Annotated in this window: 21 protein-coding genes; 11 read left to right on the forward strand and 10 right to left on the reverse strand. The window is 68.3% G+C overall.

Features of this window, described 5'->3' with window-relative positions:
- Nucleotides 1-450 precede the first annotated feature (450 nt).
- The 6 genes from JQX13_RS07965 (at nt 451) to JQX13_RS07990 (ending at nt 6,270) form a co-directional block, all read left to right on the forward strand.
- Nucleotides 451-1,149 (forward strand): ABC transporter ATP-binding protein, encoded by a 699-nt coding sequence (locus JQX13_RS07965; protein WP_203408446.1) that lies wholly within the window; start codon nt 451-453, stop codon nt 1,147-1,149.
- Entirely contained in the window at nt 1,146-3,698 is a 2,553-nt protein-coding gene (locus tag JQX13_RS07970) for an ABC transporter permease (RefSeq protein ID WP_203408447.1), read from the forward strand. Before JQX13_RS07965 ends, JQX13_RS07970 begins: the two co-directional genes overlap by 4 nt.
- A gap of 4 nt (nt 3,699-3,702) precedes the next feature.
- On the forward strand, nt 3,703-4,881 hold the full coding sequence (locus JQX13_RS07975; RefSeq protein WP_203408448.1) for a lipocalin-like domain-containing protein: 1,179 nt from the start codon (nt 3,703-3,705) through the stop codon (nt 4,879-4,881).
- Between the two features lie 42 nt (nt 4,882-4,923).
- Nucleotides 4,924-5,337 carry a hypothetical protein gene (locus JQX13_RS07980; protein WP_203408449.1) on the forward strand — a complete coding sequence of 138 codons (414 nt, stop codon included), beginning with the start codon at nt 4,924-4,926 and terminating at the stop codon, nt 5,335-5,337.
- 69 nt (nt 5,338-5,406) lie between these two features.
- The gene (locus tag JQX13_RS07985; RefSeq protein ID WP_203408450.1) at nt 5,407-5,823 is read left to right on the forward strand and encodes a hypothetical protein; all 417 of its coding nucleotides are present in this window, start codon (nt 5,407-5,409) and stop codon (nt 5,821-5,823) included.
- Between the two features lie 15 nt (nt 5,824-5,838).
- Entirely contained in the window at nt 5,839-6,270 is a 432-nt protein-coding gene (locus JQX13_RS07990) for a hypothetical protein (protein WP_203408451.1), read from the forward strand.
- Between the two features lie 55 nt (nt 6,271-6,325).
- Here the strand turns inward: JQX13_RS07990 and JQX13_RS07995 are convergent, their stop codons facing one another.
- Nucleotides 6,326-7,033 (reverse strand): MBL fold metallo-hydrolase, encoded by a 708-nt coding sequence (locus JQX13_RS07995; protein WP_203408452.1) that lies wholly within the window; start codon nt 7,031-7,033, stop codon nt 6,326-6,328.
- 258 nt (nt 7,034-7,291) lie between these two features.
- On the opposite strand from JQX13_RS07995, the gene JQX13_RS08000 reads away from it, so the two are divergent.
- Together JQX13_RS08000 and JQX13_RS08005 are read left to right on the forward strand one after the other, a co-directional pair.
- Complete coding sequence (locus tag JQX13_RS08000; protein ID WP_203408453.1) at nt 7,292-7,510, forward strand: hypothetical protein; 219 nt, start codon at nt 7,292-7,294, stop codon at nt 7,508-7,510.
- A 336-nt stretch (nt 7,511-7,846) separates the two neighbouring features.
- Nucleotides 7,847-8,644 carry a hypothetical protein gene (locus JQX13_RS08005; RefSeq protein WP_203408454.1) on the forward strand — a complete coding sequence of 266 codons (798 nt, stop codon included), beginning with the start codon at nt 7,847-7,849 and terminating at the stop codon, nt 8,642-8,644.
- Between the two features lie 183 nt (nt 8,645-8,827).
- Here the strand turns inward: JQX13_RS08005 and JQX13_RS08010 are convergent, their stop codons facing one another.
- Nucleotides 8,828-9,343, reverse strand: a complete 516-nt coding sequence (locus JQX13_RS08010) for an OsmC family protein (protein ID WP_239014607.1) — start codon at nt 9,341-9,343, stop codon at nt 8,828-8,830.
- Nucleotides 9,344-9,389: 46 nt separating this feature from the next.
- Complete coding sequence (locus tag JQX13_RS08015) at nt 9,390-9,923, reverse strand: FHA domain-containing protein (protein ID WP_203408455.1); 534 nt, start codon at nt 9,921-9,923, stop codon at nt 9,390-9,392.
- Nucleotides 9,924-10,021: 98 nt separating this feature from the next.
- On the opposite strand from JQX13_RS08015, the gene glpK reads away from it, so the two are divergent.
- Genes glpK through JQX13_RS08030 form a run of 3 tightly spaced genes read left to right on the forward strand, consistent with a single transcriptional unit; the run spans nt 10,022 to nt 13,093 of the window.
- A complete protein-coding gene (gene glpK / locus JQX13_RS08020; RefSeq protein ID WP_203408456.1) occupies nt 10,022-11,506 on the forward strand; it encodes a glycerol kinase GlpK in 1,485 nt (494 codons plus the stop codon).
- Between the two features lie 37 nt (nt 11,507-11,543).
- Entirely contained in the window at nt 11,544-11,855 is a 312-nt protein-coding gene (locus JQX13_RS08025; RefSeq protein ID WP_203408457.1) for a 4a-hydroxytetrahydrobiopterin dehydratase, read from the forward strand.
- On the forward strand, nt 11,855-13,093 hold the full coding sequence (locus JQX13_RS08030; RefSeq protein WP_203408458.1) for a hypothetical protein: 1,239 nt from the start codon (nt 11,855-11,857) through the stop codon (nt 13,091-13,093). Before JQX13_RS08025 ends, JQX13_RS08030 begins: the two co-directional genes overlap by 1 nt.
- A gap of 9 nt (nt 13,094-13,102) precedes the next feature.
- Here the strand turns inward: JQX13_RS08030 and JQX13_RS08035 are convergent, their stop codons facing one another.
- From JQX13_RS08035 to JQX13_RS08065, 7 genes are read right to left on the reverse strand one after another with little or no spacing between them, the layout of a single operon-like run.
- A complete protein-coding gene (locus JQX13_RS08035; protein WP_203408459.1) occupies nt 13,103-13,381 on the reverse strand; it encodes a hypothetical protein in 279 nt (92 codons plus the stop codon).
- Between the two features lie 30 nt (nt 13,382-13,411).
- Nucleotides 13,412-14,488, reverse strand: coding sequence for a succinyl-diaminopimelate desuccinylase (gene dapE / locus JQX13_RS08040; protein ID WP_203408460.1), 1,077 nt, complete (start codon nt 14,486-14,488; stop codon nt 13,412-13,414).
- Between the two features lie 20 nt (nt 14,489-14,508).
- Nucleotides 14,509-15,309, reverse strand: coding sequence for a bifunctional hydroxymethylpyrimidine kinase/phosphomethylpyrimidine kinase (gene thiD / locus JQX13_RS08045; protein ID WP_203408461.1), 801 nt, complete (start codon nt 15,307-15,309; stop codon nt 14,509-14,511).
- 34 nt (nt 15,310-15,343) lie between these two features.
- Nucleotides 15,344-16,357 carry an ABC transporter substrate-binding protein gene (locus JQX13_RS08050; protein ID WP_203408462.1) on the reverse strand — a complete coding sequence of 338 codons (1,014 nt, stop codon included), beginning with the start codon at nt 16,355-16,357 and terminating at the stop codon, nt 15,344-15,346.
- An 18-nt stretch (nt 16,358-16,375) separates the two neighbouring features.
- Nucleotides 16,376-17,131: an ABC transporter permease gene (locus JQX13_RS08055; protein ID WP_203408463.1), complete on the reverse strand. Its 756-nt coding sequence runs from the start codon at nt 17,129-17,131 to the stop codon at nt 16,376-16,378.
- Entirely contained in the window at nt 17,125-17,856 is a 732-nt protein-coding gene (locus JQX13_RS08060) for an ABC transporter ATP-binding protein (protein WP_203408464.1), read from the reverse strand. Before JQX13_RS08060 ends, JQX13_RS08055 begins: the two co-directional genes overlap by 7 nt.
- Before the next feature lie 5 nt (nt 17,857-17,861).
- The gene (locus JQX13_RS08065) at nt 17,862-19,022 is read right to left on the reverse strand and encodes an amidohydrolase (RefSeq protein ID WP_239014608.1); all 1,161 of its coding nucleotides are present in this window, start codon (nt 19,020-19,022) and stop codon (nt 17,862-17,864) included.
- Between the last annotated feature and the right edge of the window lie 105 nt (nt 19,023-19,127).

Here is a 19,127-nt window from a genome sequence, read left to right on the forward strand (position 1 = left end):
AGGGCATTCCAGTCCGCAAGGGACGTGACCACACCCAAGAGAGTACGCCTCCCTGCTTGCTCTACTCCTGTCCAGGGGAAGCCCTCATTTCGAGGTCCCTTCTCCCATCCAGGACCGCGAGCACCAGCACACGAGCCGTTCCCACGCGGGAGATGATGCGCCAGGGACGGACGATGAGCTCACGCGCGACTTCCGCCCAATCGACCGCGAAGCGCCTTGCCACGCCTACTTCTCCCGATCGAGCCGCCGCGCACGCGCGCACACCCCGGTCTGGGGTGTCGTCCGGCCGGGCTGGAGCATCAGCGACGCATCCCGAAGGGCCTCATCGGTGGCCACGTCCAGGACGACCGCCTGCGCCTCCCGCAGCAACCATGGAAGGCAGGCTGGCGAGGACCTGTCCTGCACACGGAACGTGCACGGGACGCGTGCATCGATTAGGCACTGCCCCGCATGCCCCCCGCCCAGCCCGTTGTCGAGCTCCACGACGTCTCCAAGTCCTACGCCGAGGGCGATGCCGTTCGAGAGGTGCTCTCCAACGTCCGGCTCACCCTGCACGCGGGCGAGTTCGTCGTGCTGCTCGGCCGCAGCGGCTCGGGGAAGTCCACGCTTCTCAACCTCATCAGTGGCATCGACCTGCCCACGCGAGGCAGGGTCCGCATCGACGGCCGCGAGCTCGTCACCCTGAGCGAGCACGAGCGCACCCTGCTGCGCCGCGAGCGCATCGGCTTCATCTTCCAGGCCTTCAACCTGCTGCCCACCCTCACGGTGGAGGAGAACGTCCGCCTGCCGCTGGAGCTCACCGGGCGCGAGGGCCCCGAGTCGCGCGGACGCGTGCGCGAGCTGCTCGACACGGTGGGCCTGGGCAACCGGGCCACGAGCTTCCCGGATCGGCTCTCCGGTGGTGAGCAGCAACGGGTCGCGGTGGCCCGCGCGCTCGCCCACGCCCCGCCCCTGCTGCTGGCCGACGAGCCCACCGGAAACCTCGATGAGCAGACGGGACGCAAGGTGTTGGACCTGCTCGAGGGCCTCACGCGCAAGGAGAAGGCCTGCGCGCTCATCGTCACCCATGACCCGGGCCTCGTCTCGCGCGCGGACCGCGTGCTGAAGATGGAGGCGGGCCAGCTCGTCGAGCAGGGGGCCCGCGCGTGAAACAGCGCCTCCTTGTCCGCGCCAGCCTGCGCCACCTGGGCAGCCACCCGTGGCTCACCGCCCTGTCCCTGCTCGGCATCGCGCTCGGGGTGGCGGTGGTGGTGTCCATCGACCTGGCCAACGCGAGCGCCATGCGCGCCTTCGAGCGCTCCACGGATACGGTGGCGGGCCGCGCCACCCATCAGCTCGTCGGTGGGCCCGCGGGGCTGCCGGAGTCCGTGTACCGCGACCTGCGCCTGCTCCCCGACGCGCCCGCTTCCGCCCCCGTGGTGGAAGGCTACGTGCGCGCGAGGAGCGGGGATCTGCGCACCCTCACCGTCCTGGGTGTGGACCCGTTCGCCGAAGCCCCCTTCCGCTCCTACGTGCCGCGAGGCGGAGGCACGGTGGACATGGGCACCTTCCTCACCCGGCCCGGCGCCGCCATCCTCACGCGGCGGACGGCCCAGGCGCTCGGGGTGGACGCCGGAGACGCCCTGGCGGTGGGCGTGGAGGGCGTGACGAAGCAGCTCCTCGTGGTGGCGCTGCTCCAGCCCGAGGACGAGGGCAGCGCCCGGGCGATGGAGGGCCTGGTGCTCACCGACATCTCCACCGCGCAGGAGCTGCTCGGCCAGGTGGGGCGCCTCTCGCGCATCGACCTGAAGCTGCCGGGTGGTGAGGCCGGCGAGTCCCAACTGGAGCGCCTGCGCCCGCTGCTGCCCGAGGGCGCCGAGGTGGTGCGGCCCCGGGCGCGCGGCAACGCGGTGGAGCAGATGACCCGGGCGTTCCGCACCAACCTCACCGCGCTGTCGCTGCTGGCGCTCGTGGTGGGCACGTTCCTCATCTACAACACGATGACCTTCTCGGTGGTGCAGCGGCGCGAGCAGCTCGGACGGCTGCGCGCGGTGGGCATCACCCGGCGGGAGCTGTTCGCGCTGGTGCTCGGCGAGGCGGCGGTGCTGGGGATGGTGGGCACGCTGGCGGGGTTGCTCCTGGGCGTGCTCATGGGGCGCGGGCTGGTGGAGCTCGTCACCCGGACGCTCAACGACCTGTACCTCGTGGTGAGCGTGCGGGGCCTCTCGCTGGAGAGCCTCACGCTGATGAAGGGCGTGCTGCTGGGCCTGGGCGCCACGCTCGCCGCCGCGCTGCTGCCCGCGTGGGAGGCCGCGCGCTCGGCTCCCGCGGTGACGCTGCGCCGCTCCACGCTGGAGGACACGTCGCGAGGGAGGGCTCCACGGCTCGCGCTGCTGGGGCTGCTCGTGCTCGCGCTGGGCGTGGGGCTGCTGTCCCTGCCCTCCCCCGAGCTGCTCCCCGCCTACGGTGGCCTCTTCTCGGTGCTGCTGGGCTCGGCGCTGCTGGTGCCCTGGTTGACGGCGCTGCTGGCGGGCGTGGCGGCGGGTCCGCTGGGACGGCCCTTCGGACTGCTGGGGCGCATGGCGGCGCGAGGCGTGACGGCGAGCCTCAGCCGGACCGCCGTGGCCCTCGCGGCGTTGATGGTGGCGGTGGCCACCACGGTGGGCGTGGGACTGATGGTGACGAGCTTCCGCGGCACCGTGGCCGCCTGGCTGGAGTCCTCGCTGCAGGCGGATGTCTACGTGTCCCCGCCCTCGCTCGTCACCCGGCGCGGGGGAGCCACCTTCACGCCAGGGCTCGCCGAGCAGGTGCGCGCCACGCCCGGAGTGGCCAGCAGCAGCACCCTGCGAACGGTGCAGGTGCGCGTGGACGGCGTGCCCACGGACGTGCGCGCGGTGGACTTCGGCGAAACCCCGGTGCGCCCCTACCGCTTCAAGGAGGGCAACCCGGAGCGCGTATGGAAGGAACTGGAGGCACCGGACGCCGTCCTCGTCTCCGAGCCCCTCGCCTTCCACCGCCGCCTGGGCGTGGGCGGCACGGTGGAGCTCGCGACGGACAAGGGCCCCCGTCGCTTCCGCGTGGTGGGCGTGTACTTCGACTATGGCTCCGACACGGGCACGGTGCTGATGTTGCGTGACACGTACCTGCGCCACTTCGATGACCCTCGGGTGAGTGGCGTGGCCCTCTACGCCGCTCCCGGGCAGGACGTGGATGAATTGGTGGCCCGGGTGCGCGAGCGCGCCGGCGACGTGCAGGCGCTCGACATCCGCTCCAACCGCGCGCTGCGCGAGACATCCCTGGAGGTGTTCGACCGCACCTTCACCATCACCCACGTGCTGCGGCTGCTCGCGGTGGGCGTGGCCTTCATCGGTGTGCTGAGCGCGCTCATGGCGCTCCAGCTCGAGCGGGCCCGGGAGCTCGCCGTCCTGCGCGCCACGGGACTCACGCCGCGCCAGCTCTGGGGGCTCGTGTCCCTCCAGACGGGGCTGCTGGGCCTGCTGGCGGGGCTCTTCTCCCTGCCGCTCGGCGTGGCGCTCGCGTACGTGCTGGTGCACGTCATCAACCAGCGCTCCTTCGGGTGGACGCTGCAACTGCTGGTGTCGGGAGACGTGCTCACCCAGGCCCTGGTGCTGGCGCTGTCGGCCGCGGCGCTCGCGGGCCTGTACCCGTCCTGGAAGATGTCGCGCGCCAACCCCGCGATGGCGCTGAGGGAGGAGTAGGGACATGCGCGGACGCGGACTCGTCATCGGCGTGGCGGTGGTGCTCGCGGGCCTCGCGGCCGGAGCGGCCTATGTCACGCGCGAGGCGGCACCTCCCTCGAAGCGAGAGCCAACGCTGAAGGTGGCGGACGCGCTCGGAGACAGGGGCGGCACGGAGGGCTACGAGCGGGCGCTCTCACCCCGGGAGTTCCGCTTCCCCGAGGACCACGGCCCGCACCCGGGCTTCCGCAACGAGTGGTGGTACTGGACGGGCAACCTCTCCACGGCGGACGGGCGGGACTTCGGCTACCAGCTCACCCTCTTCCGCGGCGCGTTGGCCCCCGGTGAGGAGTCGCGTGCGTCCGCCTGGGGCGCGCGGCGGGTGTTCATGGGGCACCTGGCGATCTCCGACATCGGCGGCGGGCGCATCCACGCCTTCGAGCGCTTCAGCCGCGACGCGCTGGGACTGTCGGGCGCGCGGGCCGAGCCCTTCCGGGTGTGGCTGGAGGACTGGAGCGCGGAGGCGGTGGGCGCCGGAGCCCTGCCCATGCGGCTCACCGCGCGAGCCGGGGACGTGGCGCTGTCGCTGGTGCTGGAGGAGGGCAAGCCACCGGTGCTCCAGGGAGACCGGGGCCTCAGCCAGAAGGGGCCCGAGCCGGGCGACGCGTCCTACTACTACTCGCTCACGCGGATGCCCACGCGCGGGCAGGTGACGGTGGCGGGCCGCGCCTACGAGGTGACGGGCCAGAGCTGGATGGATCGCGAGTGGAGCACGCGCGCGCTCGGGAAGGACCAGGTGGGCTGGGACTGGTTCTCGCTCCAGCTCTCGGATGGCGGCGAGCTCATGTACTACCAACTGCGCCATCGCGACGGCACGGTGGACCCGCTCAGCGCGGGCACTCTCGTCCCCGCCCGGGGCGAGCCGGTACACCTCTCGCGCGAGGACGTGCGGCTGGAGGTGCTGGACACCTGGACGAGCCCGAGCAGCGGCGCGACATACCCGGCCCGCTGGCGGCTCGCGGTGCCCTCACACGCGCTGACGCTGGAGCTCACCCCCGCCCTGGCCAACCAGGAACTTCCCTTGACTGTGCATTACTGGGAAGGCGCGGTGCGGCTGTCGGGCTCGCACGAGGGCCGGCCGTTGGACGGCCGTGGCTATGTAGAGTTGACTGGTTACGGTGATGCACCGCCACGCGGGCGCTGAGAGCGGCTTCTCCCTGTAGACTCGCGCGGACGGAGGCAGCCCATGGCGAAGCCGCGCGATTGGAGCATCGGGACACATCACGCCTGGTTCGAGCCCCCCGACGAGCTGTGGATGAAGGTCCGAGGCACGACCACGCTCGAGGACGCCATCCGCATCCTCGAGCTCTACCGCGAGCTCGGAAGCCAGCGGCCCCTCTTCGTGGTGACGGACCTCTCGGAGGCCACCTCCGTGGACCTCATGGCCCGGGACCACGTCTCCTGGAACTTGAGAATGGAGTGGTTCCGGGGCTCCATCTACATCGGCGCGGGCCTGATGCAGCGGGCCGTGGCCAACAGCATGACCTTCCTCCACTCCGTCGTGGGCCAGCCCGTCATCACCCAGCACTTCGTCACCACGGAGGACGAGGCACGCGCGCTCATCGCCCACGAGCGCTCCCTGTTGGACAGAAGCCCCTGAAACCCGGGCAGCTCCGCTATCCATCCCCCACCGCATCGGTAGGATGATCGCGAACTTCACGGGGGACACATGGCCAACGACCGCGAGTGGAAGCTCGGGATGCACACGGCTCATTTCGAGGAGCCGGACATTCTGTGGGTCAAGATTCAGGGAGAGACCAGCCTGCAGGATGCCATCTCGCTGACGGCGCTCTACGGAGAGATAGGCAACAAACAGCCCTTCTTCGTGGTGACGGACCTGACGGAGGCCACCTCCGTGGAGGCCGAGGCGCGCAGCCACGTCTCGCAGAACACCAATCCCTCGTGGTTCCTCGGCTCCGTCTACATCGGCGCGGGCTTCGTCCAGAAGGCCGTGGCCAAGAGCCTCGCCTTCGTGCACTCCATGACCGGCCGGCTCACCTTCGACCTCCACTTCGTCTCCACGGAAGAAGAGGCGCGAGCCCTCATCGACCGTGAGCGGGCCCAGCGCAGCACGCGCGTCGCCTGAGTAAGCTCCCTCATCATGACGCCACCTCGCGAATGGAAGATCGGGACCCATGAGGTCCGCTTCGAGCCTCCAAACACCCTCAGCGTGAAGATCCGGGGAGACATCCGGGTCGACGAAGCGGGGCAGCTCATCGACCTCTGCGCGGAGCTGGGTGACCGGGAGCCCTTCTATCTGATCGCCGACATGTCGGAGATTGGCGCCATCCCCTCGGAAGCCCGAGGCTTCGCCGCCAGGAAGATCCGCCCGGAGTGGTACCGGGGCGTCATCTACGTGGGAGCGGGCTTCGTGGCGAAGGCCGCGGTCAAGAGCCTCTCCGTGGTGTTCTACCTGGCCGGCAAATACACCGCCGATGTCGAGTTCGTCGCCACGCCGGAGGAAGCGCCCGCCGCCCTCGCGCGACAGCGGGCCAAACACAACGCCCGGGTGGCCCCTGGAAACATGAGCTGACTCGCGGCCCCCTCCCCTCTCCCTTCGGGAGAGGGAGCATCCACCCTGACGGGAATCAGAGCATGAACACCTGCTCGGCTGGCGCGTCGTGCGCCGACAACGGACGCGTGTTGTAGGCGAGCGATTCCGCCAGCCGCGCGGGCTTCTCGGTGCACGGAGTCGTCATCAGCCGGATGAACGCGTCGTGCTCCAGCCGGAGGCGTGGATTGGTGAGGCGCTCGTGGCCGATGGTGCTGAACGTGCGCCCACCGTAGTCATGGGCGGGGAACACGAGCGTGTCTCCCGGCAGCGACAAGAGCCGCTGGAGGCTGTGGTACTCGGCCTCGGCATCACCCGTGGGCAGGTCCGTCCGGCCCGTGGCGCCGATGAGCAGCGTGTCCCCGGAGAGCACCCGGTCCTCCATCACCAGCACCATCGCGTCCGCGGTGTGCCCCGGGCTCGCCCAGACGTCGAGGCGCACGTTGCCCACCGCCACGACATCCCCCTCGCTCAACAGCCGCTGCACCGTGCCCGCCGGAGCCCCCGCGTGCACCGCGCCCGTCATCCGGGCCAGCTCGCGGCCTCCGGACAGGTGGTCCGCATGCGTGTGCGTGTCCACCACCATGGCCAGCCGGAGTTGGTCCTTCCCCAGCCGCTGCATGTAGCCCGGCACGAGCTCCAACACCGGATCCACGATGAGCGCCTCGCGCGTCCGCGGGCAGGCGATGAGGTACGTGCGACAGCTCGCCCCTCCATTCAGCTCCTCGAAGATGAACCCCTTCATCTCTCGACCTCCCTCTCCCGGGTGCTCCGCCCCGACCGCGACGCGAAGCAAGGTAGGCACTGCCCACGGATGGCACGGTCGACTGCCAACCCATTCCCGTGCGGACGCTCAACAGTCGACGCTCCAGGCCCGCCGGGAAGGCGGGCGGCCAGGCCCTGGCTCCCGCGCAGGCTGTTCCCGACCGTGTCCACTCCCAGTTTGGAATCACACGTTCCGCGAGGATGGACCTCGCGAGCGATTCCCCACAGGAGCGACACCATGGGTCCCCTCATGAAGACGGTCGGCGGAATGTTCCTCGGCAAGTACCTCAACCAGCGCCAGCGCCAGCGCCAGCGCCGTGGTGCCTGGTCCCGGGGTCGTGCGTACAAGCGTACGCGGGCGGGAGGAATCCTCGGCACCTTCCTCGGTCGGTTGGGGCTCGGCAGCATGGCGTTCCTCGCCGCGCGCCAGTTCATGGCCCGCCAGCGCCACGCCTGACGGAGGACCGGCCTCCCCCCTCCCCGGGAGAGGGATTCTCGTGGAGGGAGATTTTCGTGGGGAGAGATTCTCGAGGAGAGAGACTCTCGCGAGTGGATGGGTACCCCTGACATGACGAGGCCGGGACCGCACCTTCCGCCGCTGATGACGCACCTGCTTCCTGGTCCGTTCAGTCCCACGGGATTTTGACCATGGAATCCGCCCAGGAAGGAGTCTGATTCAGCGCCTCCTGAAATTCGTGAGGAGCTTTGCCAGACAGCGTGTACAACTGTTTGACCTTGAGAGACTTTCGCCCCGAGCGATTCGGCTGTACGGGCGATCCCGTAGGGGTTTCCTTTGCAACAGAACCCGTCCATCATCAAGACGCCCTCCGAGAAACCCGACAAGGAAGGCCTCGTGAAGGCCCTCTCGCAGGACGAGCTCGCCGCATTCATCTCCGTGCCCTATGCGGTCATCAAGGCGGGCCGAGGAGTCACCCCCGCCTCCTTCTCCTTCGCCATCACGCTTCGCCTGGGCATCTTTCACGTCCCCACTGTTCGCCTTGGAGTGGTGGACCTGTCCGCCATCGAGTGGACGCCCGCGGTGCGGCTTTATACCTTGCTCAACATGGAGCGCCTGGGGTTGAAGCCAGACAGCCAGGGAGCTCCGCCCTCGGGCTACTACCTCTTCGCTGGAGGCCTCCCCATTGAGTTCCACGAGGGGAAGAGCGACTCCACCAAGGACGAGGAAGCTCGAAAGATGAGCCTGTGGTTGGGCCTCTTCGGCCACCTCGCCCAGAGCAACGAGTTCAACCGGATCAGCAAGCAGATTGGAAAGTGGCCCGTTGGCGAACGGGTCTCGGAGGCTTTCGCCAAGACCATCCTGAAGCATGCGAAGTCTTCCGCGGGTGCGCCTGGAGCGCCACCACCCTCCCCGGGTTCCTCGGAAGAACCGGTGCGTCGTCGTGCTTATGACACCCTCCGGCTCTCCCCCTCGGCGAGCACGGCGGAGGTCATCGCCGCACACGAGCGCCTCCTGCGAGAGCTCTCCCTGAATCAGCTCTCTCGAGAGGAGCATCTGCGGCAGGCCGCGAGGCTGAAGGCGGCGCGGGACTTCATTCTGAACCCTCACGGCGAAGATATCGCCGAACAGTAGGGCGCGAGGCGGCCTTGATGGCCTGCCTTTCCTTCGACGCAATCACTCCCAGGAAGTCGCCGTCGCGAAGGAACTCGGAGGCGGAGAGGGCGATGACCCCGAGTGCGGCACGCGCGACCCATGAGGGCCGCCCCGAGGCCACGCACCGGCACCCGACCGTGCACGCTCGGGAGCCGGGAGGCACTACTCCGAACGCTTCTGGATCTGCGCGCTGAGCTCCGGCCGGTGATTCAGGGTCTGGAACACGACGCAGTAGCGCTCGGTGAGCTTCAGGAGTTGATCGATCTTCTCCTGGGGCGCATCGGTGTCGAGCTCGAAGGAGAGACGGATGGCCCGGAAGCCGACCGGCGCGGTCTTGTCGACGCCGAGCGTGCCCCGGAAGTCGAGGTCGCCCTCGGCCCGAACGACGCCCTTGCGCAGGGGAATCTCCAGGGCGGTCGAGACGGCCTTGAGGGTCACGCCGGCACAGGCCACCAGGGCCTCGAGCAGCATGTCGCCCGAGCACAGCTCGAGCCCCGAGCCGCCCGTGGCCGGATGCAGCCCGGCGACCGCGAGCGCCCGGCCCGTCTCCACCTTGCAGGCGATGGACTGGTCATCCAGCGAGCCCTGCGCCTTCAGGGTGACCACCGCGGACTGGGGGTCGGTGCGGTACTTGTCCTTGATCGGCGCCTGGAGGGCGCGAAGCGCGGTCGAATCCATGGTCGGACTCCTCGGAGAGCTACCGAATGAGAAGAGGGAGGAAGGCTCAGCGGCCCGTGGTGGGGGCCGCCATCGCCAGGTGCGCGTGCAGGGTATCGGTGCGCACGTAGAGGAACTGCGCGTCGCCGAAGGCCAGGCCATCCCCGTCGAACAGCTGCTGCTCCTGGTCCCCCAGGGCGATGGCGTTGACGAAGGTGCCGTTCATCGAGCCCGCGTCGCGCACGTAGCAGCTGTCATCCGCCGCGTTCCAGCGGAGGAGCGCGTGGAACTTGGAGACGGACGGGTCGTGAATCACCAGGGAGCTCGTCTCCAACCGGCCCACGGCGAACACCTCGCCGTCCGTCTTCGGCTTGAGGAAGAGCACCTGCAGGTACTCGAAGCCCTGCAGCATCGCCATGAGCCGGTCCGCCAGGCGCGAGCGGTGGGCCATGAACACCGTGCGCGCGCTGCCCATCTGCTGGGCCACCCGCTGGAAGACGGGCGAGGGGGGCTGCTGGATGAGCGCGACCGGGCCGTGCTCGGACTGGAACGTCCTCACATCCACCTGGGGCAGCGCTCTCAATTCCTTCACCGAAGGCATGGCGCGCAGGCTAGGCGCGCACGTCGCGCGTGCCAAGGGCCATGGCTCGGGTATGGTGCGCCCGCACACCACCCAGGCAGCCTGAGGAGGCTTCATCCATGGCGAAGGCGAAGTACGTGCTGGCAGTGGACCAGGGCACCACCGGAACCCACGTCTCCATTCTCGATGACAAACTCCGGGTGGTGGGCAGCGCCTACCGCGAGTTCACCCAGCACTTCCCCAAGCCCTCCTGGGTGGAGCACGACCTGGAGGAAATCTGGGCCACCGTCGAGCAGTGCATCCGCCGCGCCCTGAAGGACGCCGACCTGGAGGGCAAGGACATCTCCGCGGTGGGCATCACCAACCAGCGTGAGACGACCGGCCTGTGGACGCGCGGGGACGGCAAGCCCCTGGGCCACGCCATCGTGTGGCAGGACCGGCGTACCTCGGAGCACTGCGCGAAGCTGCGCGAGCAGGGGGAGGAGCCCCGGGTCCGTCAGACGACGGGCCTGGTGTTGGACCCGTACTTCTCGGGCACCAAGCTCTCCTGGATGTTGGAGCACGTGAAGGGGGCCCGGAAGCGCGCCGAGAAGGGCGACGCGTGCTTCGGCACCATCGACACCTGGCTGGTCTACAAGATGACAGGGGGCCAGGCGCACGTCACGGATGTCTCCAACGCCAGCCGCACCCTGCTGATGGACGTGAGCAAGCTCCAGTGGGACGAGAGCATGCGCGACCTCTTCGGCGTGCCGGCCGCGTGCCTGCCGGAAATTCGCGGCTCGGCCGAGGTCTACGGCACCACGAAGGGCATGCGCGGCCTGCCGGACGGCATCCCCATCAGCGGCATGGCGGGGGACCAGCAGTCGGCCCTCTTCGGGCAGGCGTGCTTCACTCCCGGCGAATCCAAGTGCACCTACGGCACTGGCGCCTTCCTGCTGATGAACACGGGCGACGCGCCGGTGTTCTCGAAGGCGGGCCTGCTCACCACGGTGGCCTGGCGCATCGGGGACAAGACGTCGTACGCGCTGGAGGGTAGCTCCTTCATCGCGGGTGCCGCGGTGCAGTGGCTGCGCGATGGCCTGAAGGTCATCAAGAAGGCCTCGGACGTGGAGCCGCTCGCCGCCAGCGTGAAGGAGAGTGGGGACGTGGTGTTCGTCCCGGCGCTCGCGGGCCTGGGTGCGCCGCACTGGCGTCCCGAGGCACGCGGCCTCTTCGCCGGCATCGACCGCTCCACCACGGTGGCCCACCTGGCGCGCGCGGCGCTCGAGGGCGTGGCGATGCAGATTCACGACCTCGCCGAGGCCATGCGGCGAGACAGCGGCCGGGAGATTCCCTCCTTCAAGGTGGATGGAGGCGCGTCGGCCAACAACCTGATGATGCAGTTCCAGGCGGACGTGCTCGGCACCGAGGTGGTGCGCCCGCAGAACCTGCAGACGACCAGCCTGGGGGCCGCCTTCCTGGCGGGCCTGGGAGCGGGCGTGTGGAAGGACACGGACGCCATCCGCAGCGCCTGGAAGGTGGGCAAGGTCTTCAAGCCGAAGATGAAGCCCGAGGCACGTGAACGGTACCTGACCAAGTGGCGGCGCGCGGTGGAGCGCGCCTGAGACAGCCGCCCCTCATTCGCGATAGGAGGAAGATCCGATGGCCCACGACCGCACGCAGTTGACCCCCGAGGCCCTGAAGCAGTTCCTCGCCGAGCACCCCGAGTGGAAGCACGAGGGCGGGATGATCCGCCGCACCTATGAGGCGCCGAGCTTCCTCGCGGGCATCGACTTCGTGAGCCAGGTGGCGAAGGCGGCCGAGGCCGCGGACCACCACCCGGACATCGACATCCGCTGGCGCAAGGTGACGCTGGCGCTCGTGACGCACGACGCGGGCGGGCTCACCTGGCGCGACACGAAGCTGGCGTCCGAGGCGGACACGCTGTTCGCCCAGGTGGTGAAGCAGGGCTGATGCGGGCAGCGCTCTTCGCCGCCGCGTGGGTGCTGCTGACGGCTGGGGTGGCGGGGGCACAGGACGAGGTGCCCGACGCCACCCGGCCGGAGCGGCTGTACCTCAACTCGGGCCTGCTGATGGGCTCCTCACGCGTGGTGGGGCTGGGCGGCGCCTACGTGGGAATCGCCGAGGGCGTGGCCGGCTTCACCAACAGCCTGGCCGCGCTCGCCCAACGCTCGCCGGGGTTGGACAAGGACTGGGACGTGGGCGTCACCCTGTCCTGGTTGGACCTTCCGCTGGCGAAGGCCAAGGGCAAGGACCTGGACAACGACGGCCTGGCCGACGACGCCCCGACGACGCTGCAGCTGCTGGGCGCGGTCATGCTGCAGTACCGCAACTTCGGCCTCGGCTTCTCGCTGCGCAACTACCAGGTCGGCTACTGCAACACGGTCCTCTGCGACACGAACGATCTCATCCGCGTGTCGCTCATCCAGTCGGCACTGGCCGGCGCGATAGCGCTGGGGCGCGACGACTTCATCCTGGGCTTCGGCATCTACAGCGCGCAGGCCGTCTTCAGCCACAAGCCGGAGGGCGACTGGCGCTACGGGGACACGGGCATCGCGCTGGACATGCTGTACCGGCCTCACGGACGGCCGTACCGGGTCGGCGTATCGGTGAGGCCCGAGGTGGTGGGCGCCTGGCGGCGGAGCACGGGGCAGGTGCCCTTCCTCGCGGGGCGGCAGCTCTACTCGGCGGTGGTATCGCCCGCGGTGCTGTCCCTGGGCGCGAGCTGGCGGCTGGGCGAGGGGGCCGAGCACTACAACCGGCTGTCCCCCGCGGCGCGCCGGCAGATTCTGGAGGGAAAGCACTTCGCGGAGCTGCCCGTCGAGGACGACCCGAAGGCCCTGGCGGGCCGGTGGCTCATCAGCGCGCAGGCGGACTTCATCTCGCGGGTGGAGAACGCGGTGTCGGTGCACTCGTTCACGGCGCTCACCGAGCCGAAGAAGGTGGGCGCGTCGGCGATGCTTCAGCCGCGCCTGGGCGTGGAGCACGAGACGTGGCCGGGGCGGCTGCGTACGCGGCTGGGGGCCTTCATCGAGCCCTCGCCCTTCGCCGGTCACCTGCCCAGGCCCCACCTGACGGGAGGCTTCGAGCTGTTCCTCTTCCGCTACTGGGATGACTGGGCGCTCACGGCGTCCTTCGATGCGTCGCGGCGCTACTCCAATTTCGGCGTCTCGGTGGGATTCTGGCGCTAGGAGCGGGATTCAGCCGCGGCGCCCTGGCCGGCGTCTCGCCGCCTGACGTCCCCCAGGCAGAGGCCGGACCACGGCCTCCAGGTGCGCGGAGCGGAGCGGTCTCGCCGCCTGGGTGCCCACCTCACTTCCATCCTCGGGAAGGGGGCGGTCTTCTTCACGCCGCTGTGCCGGTGTGCTGAGCAGGCGGGAGTCCGGCTGCCAGTCGAACAGGAGGATGGCGATCAGCACCATCACCACCACCGTGCGCCGAAAGGAAGGGGAGTCCTGGAGGAGCAGCTGCGGGTTCATTTGAATCTCCAACAGCCAGACCTCGCGCTTTCAGCCCGCCTGCTTCAGGAACGTCGCCAGCTTCTCGTAGGCCACCGCCAGCGCGGGAATCGGCGCACTCTCGTTCGCCTGGTGCGCCTGCGCCGTCTCTCCCGGCCCGAAGTTCACCGCGTCCACGCCGAGCTCCGAGAAGCGCGCCACGTCCGTCCACGCCTGCTTCGAGGCCGCCGGTAGCCCCGTCAGCTTCATCAACTGCTGGAACAGCGGGTTGTCCGCGCACACCCTGCCGCTCGGCGCCAGGTCCGTGAACTCCACCTCCGCCGCGTCTCCCACCAGCTCGCGCACGTCCTCCTGCGCCCGAGCCACCGTCTTCCCCGGCGCGAACCGGTAGTTCAGGTTCAGCTCGAAGGCCTCCGGTATCACGTTGCGCGCACGCCCTCCCGAGGCCTTGGTGATGTTCATCACCTCATAGAAGGTGAACGCATCCTGCACCACCTCGCGTCGGGGAAGCGCCAGCAGCCGCGCCAGCAGCGGCCCCGCCTTGTGGATGGCGTTCTCCCCCTGCCAGGGCCTCGCCGAGTGCGCGCTCCGGCCCTTGAACTTCAACGTCACGTGCAGGCTGCCCACGCACCCCACCTGCACCACGCCGTCCGTCGGCTCCATCGCGATGCCGAACTTCACCCGCTTGAGCTCCGGACGCGTCTCGAACAGGGGCCCCAGCCCGCTCTCCAGGTACGGGCCCTCCTCCCGCTCGTAGAGCACCACCACCAGGTTCACCGGCAGCTCCGCGCGCGGCAGGTCCTCCGCCAGCGCCATCATCACCGCCAGCCCGCCCTTCATGTCCGAGGAGCCCAGTCCGAAGACGCGCTCGCCTTCGATGCGCGGCTCCCGGTCATGGGGGTGCGCCGGCACCGTGTCCAGGTGCCCCACCAGCGCCACCGTGGGCCGCGCATCCTGCAGGCTCCCCAGCACCAGCGAGTGCCCCAGCCGGAACACCTCGCGCGGTGGGAAGTGCGCGTGCGCCCAGCGCTCCACGTGGTCGGCGATGGCGCGCTCCTCACCGATGGGACTGGGGATACGGCACAGGGCCAGCGTGGATTGCGCGAGACGGTTGGCGAGATCGCTCATGAAATCGTTCTACCAGCCCTTCAGGACATTGTTGCCACCGTGTGGGCGTGGTTGAGCGGTCCATGGCCCCGGCCGAAGCCGGGCGCGCTCCTGAGCGCCTCCCGCACATAGGCATGGGCGCGGGCGACCGCCTCGTACAGAGGGAGTCGCTGCGCAAGCCCCGTCGCGATGGCCGAGGCCAGCGTGCACCCCGTGCCGTGAGTGGAGGTGGTATGGATGCGCGGGCCGCAGAACTCCTGGCGGCCCTCATGCGTCAACAAGAGGTCGCGCACCTCCTCTCCCTCGATGTGCCCCCCCTTCAGCAGCACGGCCCGTGCACCCAGCCTCAGGAGTCGTTCCGCCGCTTGATCCTGCTCGGAACGGGTCCGAATCCGCATGCGGACCAGCACTTCGGCCTCCGTCGCGTTGGGCGTGATGAGGGTGGCGCGCGGTAGCAGGATTTCAATCAACGCCCCTTCGGCCCCGGTCCCCAGAAGCTTCGTGTCCCCCTTGGCCACCATGACGGGATCCACGACGAGCGGGACCTCTGGAGCGTGCGTGTCGAGCTCTTCGCGCACGGCGGAGATCACCTCCGCATTGCTCAGCATGCCGGTCTTCAGCGCGTCTGCCCCGATGTCCTTCAGCGTCAGGGAGATCTGCTGACGGATGAACGCAACCGGCACTTCATGGACGGCATGAATACCACGGGTGTCCTGGGCCGTCAGGGCAACGATCGCCGTCGCCGCGTAGCCGTTGAGCGCCGTCACCGTCTTGATGTCGGCCTGTATGCCCGCGCCGCCGCCCGAATCGGAGCCGGCGATGATCAGCACGCGTCCCTTCATGTTCCGCCCATCCTCTGTCCAACCCGTGGCGAGCTCATCTCACCACATTGATGAATGCGTCAGCGCTCTTCAGGGAGCCCTTCAGACGGCCTTCCCTCTGCAACCAGGCGGAGATCTCCTCCCAGGTCTTCGCATCCTGGGCACCAAACCTGACGCCTTCCTCCTCCATCCAGGGGAGCAACATCCGTAACGCCTGCTCTTCTATCTCCGCATCGAGTGGGAAGCTGCTGCTCTGCTTCTCCAGCAGGAGCTTCAAGGCCGCGGCCTGATTCGCCTTGGCCCATGCGTAGCCCTTCGCCATGGCCCGGAGCATGGCCTCCACCGTCGCGGCATCCTGGCTGGCGGTCTGCTTGCCGGTGATCAAGACCAGCTCATAGTAGTTGGGTACACCGAACTCGGTGGGAGCGAAGTAGCGGACCTTGACGCCCTTCTTCTCGAAGAGGGGTTTCTCGTGGTTGACGAATGCCCCCGTGACAGCCTGTACACGCTGAGTGGTAACGGCCGGAAGCAGATCCCACGAGACATCGGTCATCACCACCTTCTTGGGGTCCCCGCCCGCCGCCCTGACCATGGAGCTCACCAGGCTGATGCTCAGAGGGGTGCTGGGGTAGCCCACCTGCTTGCCCTCGAGCTCCTTCGGACTCTGGATTCCCGAGCTCTCCGGTACCATGATCCCATTGAGCGGCCTCCGGACGATGGCGCCCACGGAGACGATGGGGATTCCCTCCTCCTGGGCCAGCAGCACATCCGGGGCGTAATAAAGGGCAAACGTCTCACTGCCCGCGCCCACCAGCTTGATTCCATCCGTCGGGTTGTCGGCGGGCATCTTGATGTTCACATCGAGCCCCTCGGCCGAGAAGAAGCCCTGCTGGTCCGCGGCCAGAATGGGGATGTGGACGGCATTCGGGTACCAGTCGAGCACCACGGAAACCTTCTTCAACGTCCTGCCCTGGCCCTGAGGCCCCGCGGGGGGAGGGCTCCCCTTCTTGTCGGTACAACCCACCATCAGGAGCAGGAACAGACAGCTCATCGCCAATGCGCGCAGCATGTGAAACTCCTTCCTGGGTCAGGTGCGATCCTGGTGGCGGTAGGCCATGAGCCTACGCTCTCCCCAGGCCACGAGGATGAACAACAGGACTCCCATGATGGCCAGGATGAGCACGGATGCGAACAACTCGGGAGTCTTCAAGGAACTGCTTGCCCTCCGCCCGAAGATGCCCAGCCCCGCCTGACCCCCCAGCCATTCACCAATGACGGCACCAATCACACTGATGGTCGCGGCCTGCTTCAGTCCGGTGAAGAAGTGGGGCAAGGCGCTCGGTGCTTCCACCATGCGCAGAATCCGCCAGCGGTCCGCTCCGGACGCATGCATCCAGGCGAGGAGATCCCTGTCCGCCGAGCGCAATCCATCCGCCGTGTTCACCGCAACGGGAAAGAAGGTGATCAACACGACGACCGCCACCTTCTGGGTGAAGGAGTAACCGAACCAGAAGAGAAAGAGCGGCGACAGCGCGATGACGGGGATCGTTTGAGAGGCCACGATCACCGGGTAGACGACTCGATTCACCACCGGAGAGAGGTGCATGGCCGCGGCCATGGCCACCCCCAGGACGATGCTGATGATCAACCCCACGAGCGTCTCCGCCAGGGTGATGGGCAGATGCTCCAGCAGCAGGGCCTCCCTCCATGTCCAGAACGCCGAGGCGATCTGCGAGGGCGCGGGCAGGATGAAGGCGGGTATACCGCCCAGGCCACAGAGCAACTCCCAGGCGAGGATGAAACCCGTGAACAGGCCGATGAAGGAACCGTAACGCCTCAACACATGCCTACCTCTCGAAGGATGGCGGCCCGCCGCTCCATGACGATGGGGTCGGAGATCATCGCGTAGCTCCGTGGACGGGGCAGTCCCACGGGGATCTCCACGCCTGTTCCCTTCAACACGTAGACCCGGTCCGAGAGAAGCGCCGCTTCCTCGGCATCATGCGTCACGAAGAGCACCGACTTGCCGAGCTCCTGCCACAGCCCGAGCAACCACGCCTGCATCTGGGCCCGGGTGAGCGCGTCCAAGGCACCAAACGGCTCATCGAGCAGGAGGATCGAGTGGCCTCCCAATACGGTCCGCAGGAAGGCGACACGCTGTCGCATGCCGCCCGAGAGTTGGTGTGGATACCGGTCTTCCGCTCCGCTCAGCCCGAACGTGGCCCACAGTCCACGGGCCCGCTCCCGCGCCTCGCGAGGACCCACCCCCTGCACCTCGAGCCCCGCCGCGGCATTCTCCAGGGCGGTCCGCCACGGCATCAGACAGTCACGCTGGGGCATGTAGCCGATCCGGCCGGGCGCGGGAGGAGCGCCCATGACCCGCACAGTCCCGGAACCCGGCGCGAGGAGGCCCGTGAGCAATTTGAGAATCGTGCTCTTCCCCGACCCGCTCGAGCCCACCAGGGAGACGAACTCGCCCGCCTGGACGCGCAGGGAGAAGGCCTCGAGCACGGGTTCGGCACCGTAGCGGAAATGGACCTGGTCCAGGAGCAGGTGGGGCTCATCCATGGTCGTCACTCCCGTCTGACGGCTCGAGCGGCCGGCACGTTCATCCGGTCCAGCACCCGGCGAAAGGCCAGATTGGCCTGCTCGAGAACCTCCCGCTCGTCGATCATCGTGAACTCCCGCTCCTTGTAGACCACACGGCCATCGATGATGACGGTCTCGACGCAACTCCCGTTCGCGGCGAAGACGAGGTGGGAGTAGACATGATCCTTGTTGCCCGGCATCAGGGGGGTGAACATCTGGTTCTGGGTGTTGATGATGACGACGTCCGCCTTCTTCCCGGGTGACAGCTCGCCAGCATCGATCCCCAATCCCTTCGCGCCGTTGCGGGTGGCCATGCGAAGGACATCCGGCGCCTGCTGCAGGCTCGCATCCACCCTCGCGGCACGGTGGATGAGCGATGCGAACTTCATCACCTCGAACATGTCACGACTGTTGTTGCATTCGGCGGCATCATGGCCCAGCCCCACGTTGATGCCAGCGGCGAGCATCTCTGGCAGACGTGCGATTCCATTCCCCAGCTTCGCATTGGAGCTCGGATTGTGCGAGATGTGGGTGCGAGTCTCTCGCATGAGCGCGATCTCGGTGTCCGACAACCAGACGCAGTGGGCCGCGACACAGTCCGGCCCCAGAACGCCGCAGTCGTAGGCGACCTCGGTCGGCCGGCGGCCGAACTTCTGTTTGGAGCTCTCCACCTCACCCAGCGATTCGTTCAGGTGGATGTGGATGCCCGTGCCGAGCTGGTTGGCGAGGGCCCTCGCATCACGCAGGAGCTGCTCGGAGGCGAGTGGCAACCACTCGATGCCGACGACGACCTTGATCCGCCCATTGGCCGCTCCATGCTTCGCCTTGAACGCGCGCTCATTGTCCGCCAGCGTGTCGAGCTCGTGCTCATCCGTGGCAACGTCGTTGGCGAGGACCGCGCGGATGCCAATCTTCTCCGCGGCATCCGCGAGCGATTCGAGCTGGCGGTACATGTCATTCACGGCCGTCACGCCACACTTGATCGACTCACTGTAGCTCGCGAGCGCGGCCCAGTACGCGGCCTCGGGGTCCAGCGCGCGGATGATGGGATACCAGCACGTCTGCAGGTACTCCCACAGCGGCAGGTGGTCGCTATACCCCTTCCCCAAGGCGGTGTGATAGTGAAAGTCGACGAGACCGGGCATCACAATCCTCCCATTCGCATCGATGACCCGGGCGCCGTCTGTTGAAACGGGGGCATTCCCTACCTGGGAGATCCGATCTCCCTCGATGACGACCGTCCCGCCAAA

Origin of the sequence: Archangium violaceum (assembly GCF_016859125.1) — a bacterium.
Taxonomy (GTDB): Bacteria; Myxococcota; Myxococcia; order Myxococcales; family Myxococcaceae; genus Archangium; species Archangium violaceum_A.